The organism is Candidatus Krumholzibacteriia bacterium (genome assembly GCA_030748535.1).
GTDB lineage: Bacteria > Krumholzibacteriota > Krumholzibacteriia > JACNKJ01 > JACNKJ01 > JASMLU01.
This window is the reverse complement of record JASMLU010000001.1, coordinates 82080-98616: the sequence shown is the minus strand read 5'-3', so window position 1 is coordinate 98616 and position 16537 is coordinate 82080. Positions and strand designations below refer to the sequence as shown.

The 16537-nt window shown below is 56.0% G+C and carries 14 protein-coding genes; all 14 read right to left on the bottom strand.

Annotation, left to right across the window (positions count from 1 at the left end):
* Positions 1–9: 9 nt before the first annotated feature.
* Positions 10–528, bottom strand: a complete 519-nt coding sequence (locus QGH30_00425) for an OmpH family outer membrane protein (GenBank protein ID MDP7020811.1) — start codon at positions 526–528, stop codon at positions 10–12.
* A gap of 7 nt (positions 529–535) precedes the next feature.
* Entirely contained in the window at positions 536–2812 is a 2277-nt protein-coding gene (gene bamA / locus QGH30_00420; protein ID MDP7020810.1) for an outer membrane protein assembly factor BamA, read from the bottom strand.
* Positions 2813–2908: 96 nt separating this feature from the next.
* Positions 2909–5392 (bottom strand): ATP-dependent Clp protease ATP-binding subunit, encoded by a 2484-nt coding sequence (locus tag QGH30_00415; protein ID MDP7020809.1) that lies wholly within the window; start codon positions 5390–5392, stop codon positions 2909–2911.
* Positions 5389–6444, bottom strand: coding sequence for a hypothetical protein (locus QGH30_00410; protein ID MDP7020808.1), 1056 nt, complete (start codon positions 6442–6444; stop codon positions 5389–5391). The genes QGH30_00415 and QGH30_00410 overlap by 4 nt, the downstream gene beginning before the upstream one ends.
* The gene (locus QGH30_00405; protein MDP7020807.1) at positions 6441–6962 is read right to left on the bottom strand and encodes a UvrB/UvrC motif-containing protein; all 522 of its coding nucleotides are present in this window, start codon (positions 6960–6962) and stop codon (positions 6441–6443) included. The genes QGH30_00410 and QGH30_00405 overlap by 4 nt, the downstream gene beginning before the upstream one ends.
* A 50-nt stretch (positions 6963–7012) precedes the next feature.
* A complete protein-coding gene (locus QGH30_00400; protein ID MDP7020806.1) occupies positions 7013–7693 on the bottom strand; it encodes an ABC transporter ATP-binding protein in 681 nt (226 codons plus the stop codon).
* Complete coding sequence (locus QGH30_00395) at positions 7686–8924, bottom strand: FtsX-like permease family protein (GenBank protein MDP7020805.1); 1239 nt, start codon at positions 8922–8924, stop codon at positions 7686–7688. The genes QGH30_00400 and QGH30_00395 overlap by 8 nt, the downstream gene beginning before the upstream one ends.
* A 3-nt stretch (positions 8925–8927) precedes the next feature.
* On the bottom strand, positions 8928–10409 hold the full coding sequence (gene lysS / locus QGH30_00390) for a lysine--tRNA ligase (GenBank protein ID MDP7020804.1): 1482 nt from the start codon (positions 10407–10409) through the stop codon (positions 8928–8930).
* Between the two features lie 2 nt (positions 10410–10411).
* Positions 10412–10840, bottom strand: a complete 429-nt coding sequence (locus QGH30_00385; protein MDP7020803.1) for a secondary thiamine-phosphate synthase enzyme YjbQ — start codon at positions 10838–10840, stop codon at positions 10412–10414.
* On the bottom strand, positions 10833–11954 hold the full coding sequence (gene prfB / locus QGH30_00380; GenBank protein MDP7020802.1) for a peptide chain release factor 2: 1122 nt from the start codon (positions 11952–11954) through the stop codon (positions 10833–10835). Before prfB ends, QGH30_00385 begins: the two co-directional genes overlap by 8 nt.
* Positions 11948–12580 carry a dephospho-CoA kinase gene (gene coaE / locus QGH30_00375; protein ID MDP7020801.1) on the bottom strand — a complete coding sequence of 211 codons (633 nt, stop codon included), beginning with the start codon at positions 12578–12580 and terminating at the stop codon, positions 11948–11950. The genes prfB and coaE overlap by 7 nt, the downstream gene beginning before the upstream one ends.
* Positions 12580–15258, bottom strand: a complete 2679-nt coding sequence (gene polA / locus QGH30_00370) for a DNA polymerase I (protein MDP7020800.1) — start codon at positions 15256–15258, stop codon at positions 12580–12582. Before polA ends, coaE begins: the two co-directional genes overlap by 1 nt.
* The gene (gene nadD / locus QGH30_00365; GenBank protein MDP7020799.1) at positions 15255–15848 is read right to left on the bottom strand and encodes a nicotinate (nicotinamide) nucleotide adenylyltransferase; all 594 of its coding nucleotides are present in this window, start codon (positions 15846–15848) and stop codon (positions 15255–15257) included. Before nadD ends, polA begins: the two co-directional genes overlap by 4 nt.
* Positions 15848–16537 carry an outer membrane protein assembly factor BamD gene (bamD, locus tag QGH30_00360; protein MDP7020798.1) on the bottom strand — a complete coding sequence of 230 codons (690 nt, stop codon included), beginning with the start codon at positions 16535–16537 and terminating at the stop codon, positions 15848–15850. Before bamD ends, nadD begins: the two co-directional genes overlap by 1 nt.

Genomic DNA, 16537 nt, shown 5'->3' with positions numbered 1-16537 from the left:
GCGCCTCCATCAGCCCTGAGCCTTCAGGGCTTCCTGCACCCTCTCATCCATGTTCAGGGAGGGCTTCACATACAGAACCGCCCCGCTTACATCGAAGATCAGGTCGTACTCGTCTTCTTCGGCCACTTCCTTGAGGATCGAGCGGATCTTCTCATAGATCGGTTCACTCAGTTCCATGTCCCGGCGAACGGCCTCCCCCTCCGGCCCGAACTTCTCCTGCTCGAACTGGTAAAGCTCTGCCTCCATTCGGGTAATCTCCGATTCCTTTTCGCGAAGAGCTTCCGGAGACAGGAGAGGGCGCTGTCGGGTAAAGTCTTCCCGAGCGGCTAGAACCTCCTCGATCATCTGTTGCTTGATATTGTTCCAGACCTCCACGTCCTTGTCAAAGATCCGCTGAGCCTCGGAGAATCCCTCATAGGACTGAAATACTTTCTGAAAATCCAGAACCCCGAGCTTCATCTCCTCTGCTGCAAGCAACAGTGGCAGCAGAAGCAGACTCATCAGTGCGATTCTCATCCCGATATTCATAGACCCCCTAGAAGTCTCCACCCATCTTGAAATGGAACCTGGCGGGTTCCCCCTCTTCGCCATCGAGGGGGTAAGCCCAGTCAAAACCAACGACACCCATCATCGGAACCTCAATCCGGGCCCCCACTCCCACCGAGCGCTTGAGAGTGGTCAGATCGGCCTGGGCAAGCGAATTCCAGGTGTCGCCAAAATCAAAGAAGGGAACAATCAACTGAACACTGTTGTTGATTCCCAGAACCAGTTCCAGAGAGCCACTGCTCATGGCTCGTCCACCCAGGAAGGGGCTGTTCCCCTCCGGGACAATGGAAAAATCCTCATAGCCACGCAGCGGGAAGATCCGGTTTCCCCCCATCCGGAAACGCTCATGATCCGGAACCTGGGAAGGGCGGTTCAGACCGTCCACCAGGCCCATGGACTGATGAAAGCGAAGCACGAGGGGGCCGGCCACCTTCTGATACCAAGTGTAACTCAGATCGTATTTCTGAAAATGAAGTTTCCCCCCCAGGGGCCCTCCAGAAAACTGTGAAATCAAGCGGAAGCGGCTTCCCCGGCTTGGAAGAAAGGGATTATCCGTGGAGTTTCGCCAAAAGTTCATGGAAAGACTGCTCTCGATTTGCGGCCAATCCCGCTCGAGAAGGGTTCCCCCCATCTCCACATAGAGTTCGCTGAAGTCATACAGCTCCAGATTCTCAAGCCGATAGGACAGGGACACTCTCGTATGATCCAGCCAGGGAAGGGGGCGGCCAAGACCGAAGGAAATGCCCGCCTTCCGGTCGCGGTAATACTCCCGGTAGTAATTGTTTTCATTTCTGTAGAGAGAGACGGTGAGGTGTACCGGGCGATCCCTGAACCAGGAATCCGAGTAATTGACCTTGAAGTAATTGACCCGTTTACCGAACTCCCAATTGAAATCCAGGTTTCGTCCCCGGCCGAAGAGGTTCGGAGTTCCCAGTTGGATAAATCCTGCAATACTGGAAAGTTCGCTGTAAGAGATCCCGGTCCCGAACTGCCCGGCCTCCCGTTCCTTGACATGGAATACCAGATCGACGTCCCCGGAGGCAGGGTCGGTTTTCGGTTCCAGTTGGACATCGTCAAAGTAGCGAAGCATGAAAATGTCCCGCTGGCTTCGGATCAGCTTCTCCTGGCTGAACAGTTCCCCTGGAAAAACCCGGATCTCCCGTCGGATCACCTTGTCGAGGGTCTTCTCATTTCCCGCAACGACCACTTCCCGAATCCGCGCAAGAGGACCTTCGAAGATGTCAATGTGGAGATCCACCTGATTACCCTGTTTCCGACGATCCGTCTGCACCTGACTGTAGAGATAGCCATGGTCGTAGTATTCACTCCCGAGTCGGGAGAGGGAACCGCGCAGGTCAGCACCCTGGAACTCCTCCCCCGGTTCAAAGGGAAAGTAGGCCTCGATGACCGAGTCGGAAAAGATGGTGTTTCCGGACCAGTGGATCTCCCCGAATTCGTAAGAAGAGCCTTCTTCAATGATCCAGGTCAGGGTGACTTCCTCCTGATCCTCGGAAAACGCTACCTGCCGGTCCAGCACCTTCATGTCCAGATAACCGGAATCGTGGTATTCTGTCAGGAGCCTCTGCTCGTCCAACTCAAGACTGTCCGGATGGTAGGAATCGGAATTGAACCAGGTCAGGGGATTCAGGGATCGGGGACGGCACTGAAGAACCTTTTTCAGTTCGCTGGAATCCCGGCTTTTCACGCCTTCAAAAACAAGATGCTGGATCTTTGCCTTCTTGCCTTCGTCCAGACGGAAGATGAGGAGTTCCTCTCCTTCTCCCTGTTCCTTCCTCACGACTTCCAGGGTGGCTGAATGATAGCCCTCTTCCCTGCAATGTTCGAGAATGGCCCGCTTCGCCTGGGATACGAGCAAGGGCCGAAGGTAGCGGCCCTTTGTCAGGCTGATCTTCTCCTCAAGATCCTTCTGGTCCATCTTGCGGAGTCCCTCCCAGCGGATGTCTGACAATCTTGGAAACTCCCGAAGGAGGAGGACAAGAGCCCGCGAGCCGCCGGGGAGGGATTCCAGCCGGGTCTCTACATTTTCAAAACGGTGAGTGCGATAGAGGCGACGAATTCCCTCTGCGATGCGTTCTGAGTCGAGAGGATCGCCCTTCTGGATTCCGAATTCCAGAAGAACCCGACCCGCGGCCACATGACGAAGTCCCTCGACGCGGACAGAGTCGATGGTCGCAGTCCCCACAGCCTCCACCTGAAAAGGCAGGGACAGGAGGCAGAAGAAGACAAGAAATCGAAGGATCTTCATTTCGCTCAGTTTGGATAGAGAAATGCCACGAAAAACGGCCCCAACGGAGCCGTTTCTCATCAAACTAGAGGAAGAATCGAAGAAAGTAAAGTGGCTTCAGCCCATTTCTTTCGGGCTGAGTTCCAGATCCTTTTTTCTGGGCGCCCGCTGGGAGAAATGCAGCTCTCCCTTGCGGACTGAAACATAGATCTTCTTGTTTTTCTTGAACTTGCCAGCGAGGATCTTCTCGGAAAGAGGGTTCTCCAGATAGCGCTGAATTGCCCTGCGAAGCGGGCGCGCACCGAGACTGGGATCAAAGCCACGGTCGACCAGAAGGCCCTGGGCCTGAAGGTCCAGATCGAAGTCAAAGCCCTGCTCTTGCAGTCGTCCCTGAAGTTGCCCCACAAAGATCCCGAGTATCTGGTCCATCTCCGGTCGCCCGAGGCTGTGGAAGACGACCGTTTCGTCGATCCGGTTGAGAAACTCAGGGCTCATGGCCTTTTTCAGCTCATCCAGAAGAGTCTTTTGCAAATCCTTGTGATCCTGCACTGTATTCGAGCGATCCCCGTGAACCAGGGAAAAGCCAAGAGGTTTCTGATCCCGGACCACTTTCACGCCGATATTGCTCGTCATGATGATTACCGTGTTCTTGAAATCCACGGTTCTGCCAAAGCTGTCCGTGAGCTGCCCATCTTCAAGAATCTGAAGAAGAATGTTGAAGACGTCCGGATGGGCTTTCTCCACCTCGTCAAGCAAGAGGACCGAATAGGGCTGTCGGCGCACCTTCTCGGTGAGGAAGCCCCCTTCTTCATAACCCACGTATCCGGGAGGTGCGCCCACGAGACGGCTCACGGAAAACTTCTCCATGTACTCGCTCATGTCGATGCGAATCAGGCGATCCTCGGAATCGAAAAGGAAGGAGGTCAGGGCTCGGGCAAGTTCCGTCTTTCCCACACCGGTGGGTCCGAGTAAGAAGAAGGAACCGATGGGGCGGCGCGGATCACGAAGGCCTGCGCGGTTGCGTCGAATCGAAGTGGAGATGGCGGTAATGCCCTCTTCCTGCCCCACGACCCTCTTGGCCAGATGCTCTTCCATGCGCAGAAGCTTTTTGCCCTCCCGCTCTTCAACACTGGACACGGGGATGCCGGTAATCTCACTGATCACAGCCGCGATCGCGGCCTCATCAACTACGGCTCTCTCTTCCGTATCCCTTTCGTCGAGTTCTGCCTTGAAACTCTCAAGACGAATGCGGGCATCCTTCTCCTGGTCCCGAAGCTTGGCGGCTTTTTCAAAGTCCTGTCCCTGAATCGCCCCCTCTTTCTCCTTCTCCAGGCGGGCGATCTCTTTTTCCATCTCCAGCAGTTCCGGAGGGATGGCACCGAGAGAGAGTCGGGCACGACTACCAGCTTCGTCCACAATATCGAAGGCCTTGTCCGGCAGGAATCGGTTACTGATGTATCGTTGACTCAGGCGCACTGCCGTTTCCACGGCAGAGTCCGTGATCGTGGCCCGGTGATGGCTCTCGTACTTTTCCCTCAAACCCATAAGGATTTCAATGGCCTCATCCTCACTGGGAGGATTGACCATGACCATCTGGAAACGACGCTCCAGAGCCCCGTCCTTCTCCACATGTTTGCGGTACTCATCGAGAGTTGTTGCGCCAATGCACTGGAGTTCGCCACGAGCCAGTGCGGGCTTGAGCATGTTTGAGGCATCAATCGCGCCTTCTGCACCTCCTGCTCCCACAATGGTATGCAACTCGTCGATGAAGATGATGACATCAGGAGTGTCCTGGATTTCATTGATCACAGCCTTCAGACGTTCCTCGAACTGCCCCCTGTATTTTGTGCCAGCAACGACACTTGCAAGGTCGAGAGTGCAGATCCTGCTGTCCTTGAGAATCTTCGGGACACGGTTTTCCACGATCCTCTGGGCAAGCCCCTCCACGATGGCGGTCTTCCCGACACCCGGCTCCCCGATCAAGACCGGGTTGTTCTTCTTCCTGCGACAGAGAATCTGGATGATGCGCTCGATTTCCGAGTCGCGACCAATCACCGGATCCATCTTGCCTTCAGAGGCCATCACGGTGAGATCCCGTCCGAACTGGTCGAGGGCCGGGGTCTCACTCTGTCTCATCTTCCCCGAAGCGGAGCCTTTCTTGTCACTGCTTCCGAGAAGCTGATGGATTTCCTCGCGTACCTTCTTGCGGTCCGCGCCAAGGTCCAGAAGAACCCGGGCGGCAACGCCCTCTCCTTCCCGGATCAGGCCGAGAAGCAGGTGTTCGGTTCCCACGTAGTTGTGTCCAAGAAGGCGGGCTTCCTCCACGGCAAGTTCCAGAACTGTCTTGGCTCTCGGGGTGAAGGGGATCTCTCCGATCATGACCGTGCCACCGGTTGAGGAAACCAGTTTTTCCACGGCAAGGCGAATCTGCTCGAAATCCAGTCCCATTTTCTTAAGGACTTTTCCGGCAATTCCTTCCCCCTCCCGCACGATCCCGAGCAGGAGGTGCTCGGTTCCGATGTACTCGTGCTGGAGTCGGCTGGCCTCATCGCGAGCCAGAAAGAGAACTTTTCTCACTCTTTCCGTGAAACGATCATTCATACTGGAGGTCCTTCTTTCGCTTCCGCTTGTTCCCGCATCCACATGCGAATGCACTTGGCCCTGATCTCTTTGCGGGCCAAGGGATTGGACGCCTCTTCGTCGATCATTTGCAGGTGACCCGGATGACTGAGAACCCAGGCCTTGCGCAGGTTCTGCATCTCCGGCAGATCCGGAAGTCCTGACTCCCGTCCCAACATCAGAGTCCCCAGGGCAGCAAGAGAATCTGACAGGTTCAGTGAAGAAGCCGTGTCCAGCTTTCCAATTGCCTTGCCCACTTGGTCTTCGAGCAAAGTCCATGCCTCCCTTTGCAACTTGCCCCGGGCCTGCATTTCGAACTTAAGCAGATTCCCCGCAGTCCTCTCCAGAAGTCCGAGAACCTCCTCCTCGCTCCTTCCCAGAGTCTTTGCATTCCCCAGTTGGAAGAAGGAGCCTTGCAGACCGCTTGCTTCCCCCTGAAAGCCGCTCAGATCCATGCGAATGGCCTGTAGGCCCCGGAGAATCGCAGGAAGTTCAGAACCTGAAGTAAGTGCCGGAAGGAAGAGAGAAACCGTCGCTTTCATGCCGGTTCCCGCACGGGAGGGATTCGGGCTGAGATAGCCGAAGGTCTCACTGAAGGCAAAGTCAATGCGATCCTCCAGCGAGGATTCAAGATTATCGACAAGCGCATAGGCGGCGGAAATTGAAAGTCCGGGAGAGAGACACTGCAGGCGAAGATGATCCTCCGATGCAATCACTATGGAGCGATCCGCTTCAGGAAAGAGGAAGATTCCCAGTCCCTGAGGCTCCTCAGCTTCCCGGGGTTCCAGATGCCCGCGCTCAAGAAGGTACTGCCTATCCGCAGCACTCATCTCTTCAAGAGAGAGAAAGTGAGCTTCCTTCATTGAGGGATGCTCCGAAACGGTCTCCCGAATCTCATCGAGAAGACCTGCCGAAGAAAAAACCCGGGGCAGGTTCCGATACAGGCGAAGGCGGGAGCGGAGGACGCCTTGAGAGCTGGCATCCCGCCTCATCCAGTGTTCAATGTCCCCGAGCCAGGGAGCGAGAACGCTCATCCTTCCTCCCGGATTCGCTGCAGTTCATCCTCGATGTCTTTCACTTCATCCCGCAGTCGAGCCGCTTCTTCGTAGTTCTCTGAAGCAATAGACTCCTGAAGCCTCTCCCTTACAGAGCGAAGTCTCTGACGATGCCGGATTTCCTTTTTCAGGAAACGGGGAAAACGACCCCGGTGCTGGCTGTCTCCGTGATAGGCAGAAAGAAGCCGGGTCAGGTCTCCCATGAAGGTCTGATAACAGCTAGGGCAGGCAAGAAGGCCGCTGCTCTCAAAGTCGCGGAAGGTCATGGAACATTCCGGGCATTCCAGAGGACTCGCCTCGGCACGATCCTTCAATTCCTGATGAAGAAAGTGCTGCCAGGATTCTCCCCCGGAGGCTTCCGGAATGTCGGGGAATTGAATGCCCTGTTTTTTCGCGCAGCCCGCACAGAGATCCCTGCGTTGAGGGCGACCATCCCTGAACTCGGTTAGCTGGACATGAATCTCTCCATGACCACAGATGCTGCAGCGTTTCTCCATGCCTCTCCTTGCTCACAATATAGGCAAGGAAGGCGGGTTTCGAAAGAAGGCTAGGAGAGCGACAAAGATCCGTCCTGCAGTCGAAGAGAGCGATCGGCCCGGGCAGCAAGAGCACGGTCATGGGTTACAAGGGCAAGAGAAAGTCCCTCTTCACGAACCATCTGGAAGAGAAGGCGGGATACCGATTCCGCTGCGGCTTCATCGAGATTGCCGGTCGGCTCGTCCGCGAAAAGGAGTCGGGGTTTCAGAAGCAGGGAACGGGAAACGGCTACCCTCTGTTGCTCTCCCCCAGAGAGTTCCGCAGGACGGTGATCCATCCTTTCGTCCATTTCCATTCTGGACAAGAGAAGAGCCGCTCTCTTGAAACTTTCATCCCGGGAAAGGCCGGAAATCAGGCCCGGCATGGCCACATTCTCCAGAGCACTGAACTCGGGAAGAAGGTGGTGAAACTGGAACACAAAACCCAGTTCCCGGTTGCGAATGCGAGAGAGTTCTGCAGAAGAGGCCCGAAGCAGGTCCCGCCCCTCCAAAGACAAGGTGCCGGAATCCGGGCGGTCCAGAGTTCCGAGAAGATACAGTAAGGTGCTTTTGCCGCTTCCACTTTCTCCCAGAATCGAGAGGGACTCCCCCTCCCGGATCTCCAGACTGCAATCCTCCAGCACAGGGATTCGCCCTCTTGCCGTGTCAAAACCGCGGCAGAGTTTCTCTGCAATGAGCAGGGTCTCAGGCACGGATCCTCCCTTCCCCCTGAAGAGCGTCCAGGGGACTGCGTCGAAGAGCCTCAAGCCCCGGAAAAAGGGCCGAGGCAAGAGAAATCAGAATAGCGACAAGAGAGATCAGGAGCAAGGTTCTCGGCTCCAGTTCCATCGGCATATTATCGATGAAGTAAATCTCCCCGGGGATGGAAAGAGCGCGTCCCCGAAAAAGAGCCCTCAAGACCAGAGAGAGAAGCAGGCCCGCCCCCACCCCGAGCAGTCCCAGAATCCAGCCCTCCAGAATATAGATCTGAAGAATGTCCCTTCGTTTCGCGCCCAGAGAACGGAGGATGCCGATCTCCCGCGTCTTCTCGCTGACCACCAGCGTCATGGTCCCCGAAATATTGAAACCTGCCACCAGGATAATCAGCCCGAGAGAAAAGAGAAGGATGCTCCGCATGGTCTTCATCCAGCGGAAAATCTCCCCGTTGAGATCCATCCAGTCGGCCACCTGATACTCCCCAAAGGGCAAGAGCTCGCGAATGACTATGCTCTGTTCGCGAGCTCGCAGAGGGTCAGCGACACGAATTCCCAGGCCATCCACACCCTCGCCTTCGCGAAGCACTTCCCTGAGTATGGATAAATCGGCGTAAGCAAAACGGCGGTCAAATTCATAGAGTCCTGTTTCGACCAGCCCCTGCACAAGGAAGGAGAGGTGAAGGGGATCTTCCCGGCCCTCAATCACCGTTGTGAAAGTGACTTTCTCGCCGGGGAGAGAAGCAAGTTCCCGGGCAAGGCGACTGGAGAGAAGAATCCCCGGGCTGCCCCCAGCCTGGAGGAACTCCTCAAAAGGAGGATCACAGGAAGAAAGTGTGGAGGTCACGAGAGCTTCCGACGATGGTTCCAGACCTCGTAAGATAACTCCCGAAAGTTTGAGTCCATGCAACGCGGGCTTGCTGAGAACCCCGCGTTGCTGAATGTAGGGGGAAGATGCGAGCAATCCCTCGACATCCGCAAGAGAGCCGGCCAGCATCTCCGGCTCTGCAAGACCACCTGCCGTTCCGGTAGAAACAAAGATGGAGGGGTTCATCTCGGTAAGAAGGCGACGAAGCTCCGACTGAAAACCCTGCATGAAGGAGAGTACGGTCACCAGAGTAGCGACCCCGAGCATAACCCCGAGAATAGCAAGCAGGCTCACCCTGCCCAGAAAACTGCGCCTGCGGATGCTCCCGATATGTCGCAAGAGGATCCAGCCGGGGTAGCGCATGAATCAGGCCTCGGGTCTCATGTGGGGAAACAGAAGGATGTCCCGAATGTGCCGGGTATCCGTCATCAGCATGACCAGGCGATCCACTCCAATTCCAAGTCCCGCAGCCGGGGGCATTCCTACCTCCAGTGCGCGGAGGTAATCATCGTCTAGAATCTGAGCTTCCTCATCTCCCTTGGCACGAAGACCCATCTGGTCTTCAAAACGCTTCCTTTGCTCGGCAGGGTCGTTGAGTTCACTAAAGGCATTTCCCACTTCAAAACCGGCAATGAAAGGTTCGAAGCGTTCCACCAGATCGGGATTGTCCCGATGTTGTTTCGCAAGGGGACTGATCTCCCGAGGATGATCCGTCAGGAATGTCGGCTGAATCAACTGCGGTTCAACCTTCTCCGCGCAGATCGCATCGAGAATCTTCCCTGCTCCCCAGGAATCCTCTACCTCAATTCCCAGGTCCTCAGCTGCGGAGGAAAGCTCTTCACGGCTTGCCGTTTCCAGATCACGCCCCGAGTACTTTCGTACGGCTTCGTGATAGCTGATACGGGGCCAGGGAGGGCTGAGGTCAATCACCTGCCCATCAAAGGGGATCTTCATGTCTCCATGAAACTCCATCGCCAGACCCGAGTAGAGTTCCTCCACCAGACCCATCATGTCCTGATAATCCCAGTAGGCGGAATAGGCCTCCAGCATGGTGAACTCGGGATTATGAGAGCGGTCCATGCCTTCATTGCGGAAGACCTTTCCAATCTCAAATACTCTCTCCATCCCCCCCACAAGAAGTCGTTTCAGAAAAAGCTCGCCGCCGGCGATGCGGAGGAAGAAGTCCATGTCCAGAGCCTCATGGCGCGTGCGAAAGGGACGAGCCGTTGCCCCCCCATAGAGAGCCTGAAGAACGGGGGTTTCCACTTCCAGAAAACTCTTGCGGACGAAAAAGTCCCGGAGGTAATGAAGAATCCTGGAACGGGTTTCGAAGCGTTTTCGGACCTCCGGATTCACGGCAAGATCCAGATACCTTTGACGACTTCGCGTTTCTTCGTCCGTCAGTCCATGAAACTTTTCCGGCAGCGGAAGCATGGACTTCGAAAGAAGTGTCCACTCCCGCACCCTCAAGCTCAACTCACCACTGCGGGTGAGGAAAAGAACTCCCCTGGCTCCAATATGATCTCCCGCTTCCACCAGCTTTGCAAATCTCCGGTAATGCTCTTCGTCCATTGCATCCTTGCGGAAGAAGAACTGAATCCGGCCGCTCTGATCCTGAACATGGCCGAAAGAGGTCTTCCCCATCACCCTCTTGCTCATCAGGCGACCGGAAAGAGTGATCTCCTTCTCGGATTCTATCCACTCATCCTGACTGGCCAGACACTCTGCGGACGTATTGCTCCGTTCGAACTTCCAGGGATAAGGTTCCACGCCCCCCTCCCGCAGCCTCTGCAGCTTGTTTTCCTTGTCAACGCGAATCCGGTCCTTGTGTTCCCGGGTCTCACTCATATTCACTCCGTCCGTCCTTCTGAACACCTCTTGGAATCCTCCGGAAGGAAACTCAGATGAAGTTTCCGAGTCCGGGGGCCATCAAATTCACAGAAATAGATTCCTCCCCAGTTTCCCAGGACAAGAGAGCCCCCGGAAACCGGAACCGACACACTGCTGCCGCAGAGGAGACTCTTAACATGAGCCGTGCTGTTGCCCTCCGCATGGCGGAAGTCCTGATCCTCCGGTACTATCCTCTCAAGCGCGAGAAGAATGTCCCGCTTTACATCAGGATCCGCGTTTTCATTCACCGTGACCCCTGCCGTGGTATGCGGAACGAAGACCACACAAACACCCTCAAGAAGACCTTCCCTGCGAACTGCCTGCGCGATCTCGGCACTTAGATCCAGAATCTCCTCGCGGGCCCCCGTTCTGACTTCCAGGCTAATCACGTTTCTCCTTGCCGGCTCCTCCGACTTCCATCCCCGATCGGTGTTTCAGCCAGGCTTCAATCAGGGTGTCAAGGCTGCCATCCATGACGGCCTGTATGTTCCCTGTTTCCTCCCCCGTTCGGTGATCCTTTACCATGGTATAGGGATGAAAAACATAACTTCGGATCTGACTTCCGAAGCCGATTTCCATCTTGCTGTCCTCCAGCGCCTTTCTTTCTTCCTCTTCCTCCTCACGCTTCTTTTTGAGAAGTTTCGCGAGCAGGATCTTCAATGCGTTTTCACGATTCCGGTGCTGGCTTCTCTCGTCCTGGCTCTGGGCGACAAGTCCGGTGGGAATGTGAGTGATTCTTACGGCTGAATCTGTCTTGTTAACGTGCTGACCTCCGGCACCACTGGCCCGGTAGGTATCGGTCTTGAGATCTGCATCCAGGATTTCCATCTCTCCTTCATCCTCGACCTCAGGATAGACATAAACGGAAGCGAAGGAGGTGTGGCGCCTCTTCTGCGCGTCAAAGGGACTGATTCTGACAAGGCGGTGAACTCCGCTTTCCGCCCGGAGCCTTCCGTATGCGAAGTCTCCTTCGACTTCCACGGTGACGCTCTTGATCCCTGCTTCCTCGGCCTTCTGGAAGTCGAGAACCTTCGACTTCCAGCCCCGCCTCTCAAAATAGCGCTGGTACATACGGAGAAGTATCTCAGCCCAGTCAGCACTCTCTGTCCCACCGGCTCCCGGATGAATCGTCAGGATGGCAGACTTCTCATCGTCCTCACCCTGAAACATGAGAAGAAACTCAAACGCTGCGAGACTCTCCTCAAGGGAGGCGGCCTCTGTTTCCAGCTCCCGGGCACTTTCTTCATCGCTCTCCTCGCTGAGCATTTCTGAAAGTGTCGCAAGGTCATCACATCGGCTCTCCATATCCCCGAGAGGATCCAGCCAGCGTTTCAGCCTCTTGTTTTCGCGGAGAGTGCTTTGCGCCCGGGACGGGTCGTCCCAGAAATCCGGAGCCATCATGAGCTTTTCGACTTCCCCAAGTTCCAGGATCAGGCGGGGATAGTCAAAGACACTCCTTGAGATGAGTGACCCGGGAGGAGAGCTGTTGCAGTTGATTACGATTGAGCATCGTCTATTCCTTTCCCCTGATTCGAAGAGATCCCACGATAGATCAATCGAACCTGATCACGCAATGATTCCCTGTCACAATCTGTATCCAGTGTCCTGTCCGACTTCTTCGCCCAATCCCACCAGTGGCCCTGAGCCTTCAATCGAAGTCTTGTTTCGCTTTCACGGAGACCATCCCTCTGCATCACTCTTTTGATCATCTCCTCCTCGGGAGCCACGGTGACCAGCACCTCGTCCACGGGAAAGGGAGCAGGGTCGAGAGTCAGCCAGAGGACAACTTCCAAAAGAAGAAGTCCCTCCTCCTTCTCGCGAAACTCCCGGCTGATGCGGGTGAGTTTCTCCAGCACAAGGGGATGAAGCAGGGACTCCAGTCTACGCCGCGCCTCGGGGTCAGAAAAGACAAGTTCGCCGATCTTCTTCCGGTCAGCTTGCCCCTCTTCGTCCAGTACGGCTTCGCCCAGAACATCCGCCAGCGAGCGAGCGATCCACGTTTCCTCCCTCAGGAGATCATGAGCCAGAGCATCCGCATCCAGAATCCGGGCTCCTTCATCTTCGAAAAGGCGGGCCACCGTACTTTTTCCGCTCCCCATGGCACCGGCCAGCACCCAGACCTTTCCCATCAGTGAGCCTCCAGCCAGTTATGGCCTTCCCCGCACTGAACAAGGAGGGGAAGATCCAGAGGATAGACCTCTTCCATGGCTTGCTTCAAAAGAGGAGAAAGTTCCGGGATCTGCTCCGGAGGAAGCTCGAAGAGAAGTTCATCGTGAACCTGCAAGAGGAGATGGCAATCCGAGGGCGTACTTGCCAGTACTTCCTGAACCCGAAGCATGGCCACCTTGATCATGTCAGCGGCGCTTCCCTGAATCGGAGAATTGATCGCAGCCCTTTCGGCAAAGCTCCGGATCCTTCCATTGGAGCTCTGGATTTCCGGAAGCGGGCGCCTTCTTCCGAGCAGTGTCGTGACAGACTTCTCGATGCGGGCTCGCTGAAGAAGCTCTTCCTTCCAGGACAGTATGGCGGGAAAGGCTGAGAAGTACTCATCAATGAAGCTCTGGGCCTCTTCCACTCCGATGCCCAGTCGCTGAGCCATGCCCCTGGCTCCCATCCCGTAGAGAACGCCGTAGTTTACCACCTTTGCGCGATCGCGCTCTTCGCGGCTAACCTCCGACTCCTCCTTTCCAAGAATTCGGGAAGAAGTCCAGCGATGGATGTCCCGGTCTTCCCGGAAGGCCTTCATGAGGGCCTCATCCCCGCAGAGATGAGCAAGGATCCTCAACTCCACCTGACTGTAGTCCATGGAGAGAAGGCGAAGCCCTTCTTCGGCAATAAAGGCTCGCCGGATTTCCTTTCCCAACTCGCTTCGAATCGGAATGTTCTGCAGATTTGGATCACTGCTCGACAGCCTCCCCGTAGAGGCCACGGCCTGATTGAAACGCGTGTGAACCCGGGATGTCTGCTCGTTCACCTGAAGGGGTAGCGTGTCAACATAGGTTCCCTTCAGCTTGCTGAGTTCCCGCCAGCGAAGAACTTCGGTGGCAATTTCATGCTCTTCGGAGAGTTTGCGAAGGACCTCTTCATCGGTACTGAAGCCGGTCTTGGTTCTTCGCCCGGTCGGCAGGTTCAACTCCTCGAACAGAATCGAGGAAAGCTGTTTGGGACTGCCAATACTGAACTCCCGGCCGGCCTGTTCATGGATTCTGGTTTGGGTAGCCTGGATCTCCTCTTCCATCCTCTCGGACAGCGCCTGCAGGTGAGGAAGATCCAGGGCAATACCCTGTCTCTCCATTTGCGAGAGAATGGGGAGAAGAGGAAGTTCCAGTTCCCGGTAAAGCTTCTCCGCATCGGGGTCTTCCTTCATGCTGGAAGCCAGATTGAGCCAGAGGCGGAAGGTGAAGTCCGCATCTTCGGCAGCATATTCGGCCAGACGGCCCAGAGGGACTTTCCTGATGTCCTTCTCGCGATCCCCCTTCTCAAAGAGGGAAGACCAGGGAATCATCTCATGCGACAGGTGATCCCGGGCCAGGGCATCCAGGCCATGGCTTCTGCGGGATGAGTCCAGACAGTAGCTCATCAGCATGGTATCTTCCACAGGGCCACTCACCGGAATCCCATTGTTGACAAGCACCTGTGAGTCATACTTAATGTTTTGCCCGATCTTGACCAGCTTGTCGTCTGACAGGAGTTCGCAGAGAATCTCGCGAGCCGAATCCAGAGAAAGGCACTCATTTCCCGCATCCCCGTCCAGGGGAAGGTAGAATGCTCTCCCCTCTTCGAAGGAAAAACTGATCCCCACGAGTTGAGCCTTCATGGGGTCAAGATCCGTCGTCTCGGTATCGAGAGCAAAGCAGCCCACCTCCCTCAAGGACTGAACAAGGTCAGCGAGAGCCTCTCTGCTTTGGATGATCGAGTAGTCGACTTCCCCGCTCGTCGGAGCTTCCTCTCCCAGAAACTCGGGAACCAGGGAATGAAAGTCCCGGTCCTGAAGCCAGCCCCTGGTCTCCTCCGGGTTCCCCCCTTCCAGGATCCACTCTCCCGGGGAGTCCACTTCAAGGTCATCCCGAAGCCGGATTAGCTCGCGGGCGTGCAGGGCATTTTCCCGACCTTCCAGCAACTTCGTGCGGAGGGCGGGAGAGGAAGCCTGCTCGGCAGAATCAAGCACCGCATCCAGACCTCCATGCTCCTTCAGCAATTTCAGGGCGCCCTTGGGGCCGAGTCCCTTCACGCCCTCAATGTTGTCTGAGCTGTCTCCGATCAAGCTGAGATAGTCGAGAAGAAGCGCAGGGAGAACACCAAAATCCTCCTCCACTTCCTCGGGACCCAGACAGCGCGCCGGCTTCTTGCCGCTCGCCGGTTTGAGGATGCGGATGGAGTCACTGGCCAACTGACAAAGATCCTTGTCCGCACTGAAAAGGCGCACCTCCCAGCCCTCTTGCTCTGCCTTTCGGCTCACGCTGGCCAGCAGATCATCCGCCTCATAACCTTCCCGGCTCAGCTGAGGGAAACCCGCCATATTGAGGAAGCGGCGAAGGCGCTCGATGCTTGAGCGAAGGTCATCCGGCATTTTCGGCCGATTCGCCTTGTAGGCAGGCTCCATCTCATGGCGGAAGGTCTTGCCCTTCGGGTCGAAGCAAACAAGGATTGCCTCCGGCTCTTCGTCCCGTTTCAGTTGAAGAAGGGTGCGAAGAAAACCGAACTCTGCGCTCGTGTTTTCGCCACGGCTGTTGAAAAGAGGATTCCTGATCATCGCGAAATAGCTGCGAAAGGCAAGTCCATGTCCGTCGATCAAAAGCAGCTTCATGATTCTTCCCCTCCGGAATAGAGACCCTCTTGCCGGACATACTCCAGCAAGGAGTTCGTCAGATCTTGCGGAAGGAGTCCCCGGGACAGATCGCGCCGAATCAGGCGACTCTGTGCCGGGTGAGATTCTCCCCGAATCACACAGCAGGGCCAGGCAGGATCAGCCTCGAAACCCTCCCTTGCCAGAACCGCCACCTCCACCATCTGGAAGATCCTCTCCGGTTCTTTCCAGGTGCGAAGAGCCTGCGAGGAGTCCTCCCCCATGAGAAATACAAAGCGATGGCAGGGATGATCCCGAAGGAGAGCCGTAAGGGTATCCACCGTATAGGCCGGAGCCGGAAGCTCTTTTTCGATCTCACAGACCCGGAGCCTGTCATCCTCCCGGGCAAGAATTCTAGTCATGGCAAGTCGATGCTCATAGGGATGTAGCTTGTCAGGGGACTTGTGAGGAGGTTGGCAGGCGAGAAGAAGCCAGACCTCTTCCAGGGCAAGTTGATCGGCCGCCCTTTTTGCCATCCAGAGGTGGCCCTCATGGGGAGGATCAAAGCTGCCTCCGAGAAGTCCGACCCTCTTCGACTTGGCCTCTGTCATCAGGGGGCGCGATCCTTGCGACCTTCCCATTCGGCCTTCAGGCGAAGCAGCTCTTCGGCTTCCTCCTCAAGACCACGGGCTTTCTTGATCTCCACCCACTCCTCGACAGCCACGGAAAGAAGAGGGGATTCGGGAAACTCCAGAGCAAGGAGTTCATAGTAGATATCTGCTGCTTCCAGCCGGCCCATGTCAGCATAGAAGCGGGCAATGGACAGCTTCTTCCTTGCAAGCTTGTCCAGCATCTCTGCCATCTTCCCGCGAGCTGTTCCAGTCTGACGACCTGCCGGAAACTCCCGAAGAAAATCTTCCAGCTTCCGGATCGCCCGAAAGGTGGGCGCAGAATCCCGGTCAAAACGGGGCGACTGTTCCACCCAACAGAGAGCATCGTAGTAGGCGGCCAGTTCCAGAGAGTCTCCCCGCGGGTAGTTTCTCCGATAGACCTCAAACTCCACTGCGGCTGTCGGGTAGTCTCCATTCTCATAGAAGGATCGAGCCAGCATGAACTGGGCTCGGGAGACATCCGTACTCGCAGATTCCAATTCCAGGTAGACCTTGAACTCCTCGATGGCCTGGGCAAAGTCGCCCTTCTCAAAGTAACGGTTTGCCTTCTCAAGTCCTTCAAGGCGGGGGCCCTGCCCTGCGCAGGAAAGGGCCAATAGCGAGACAAGCAGAAGCAGGAAGCTGCGCAT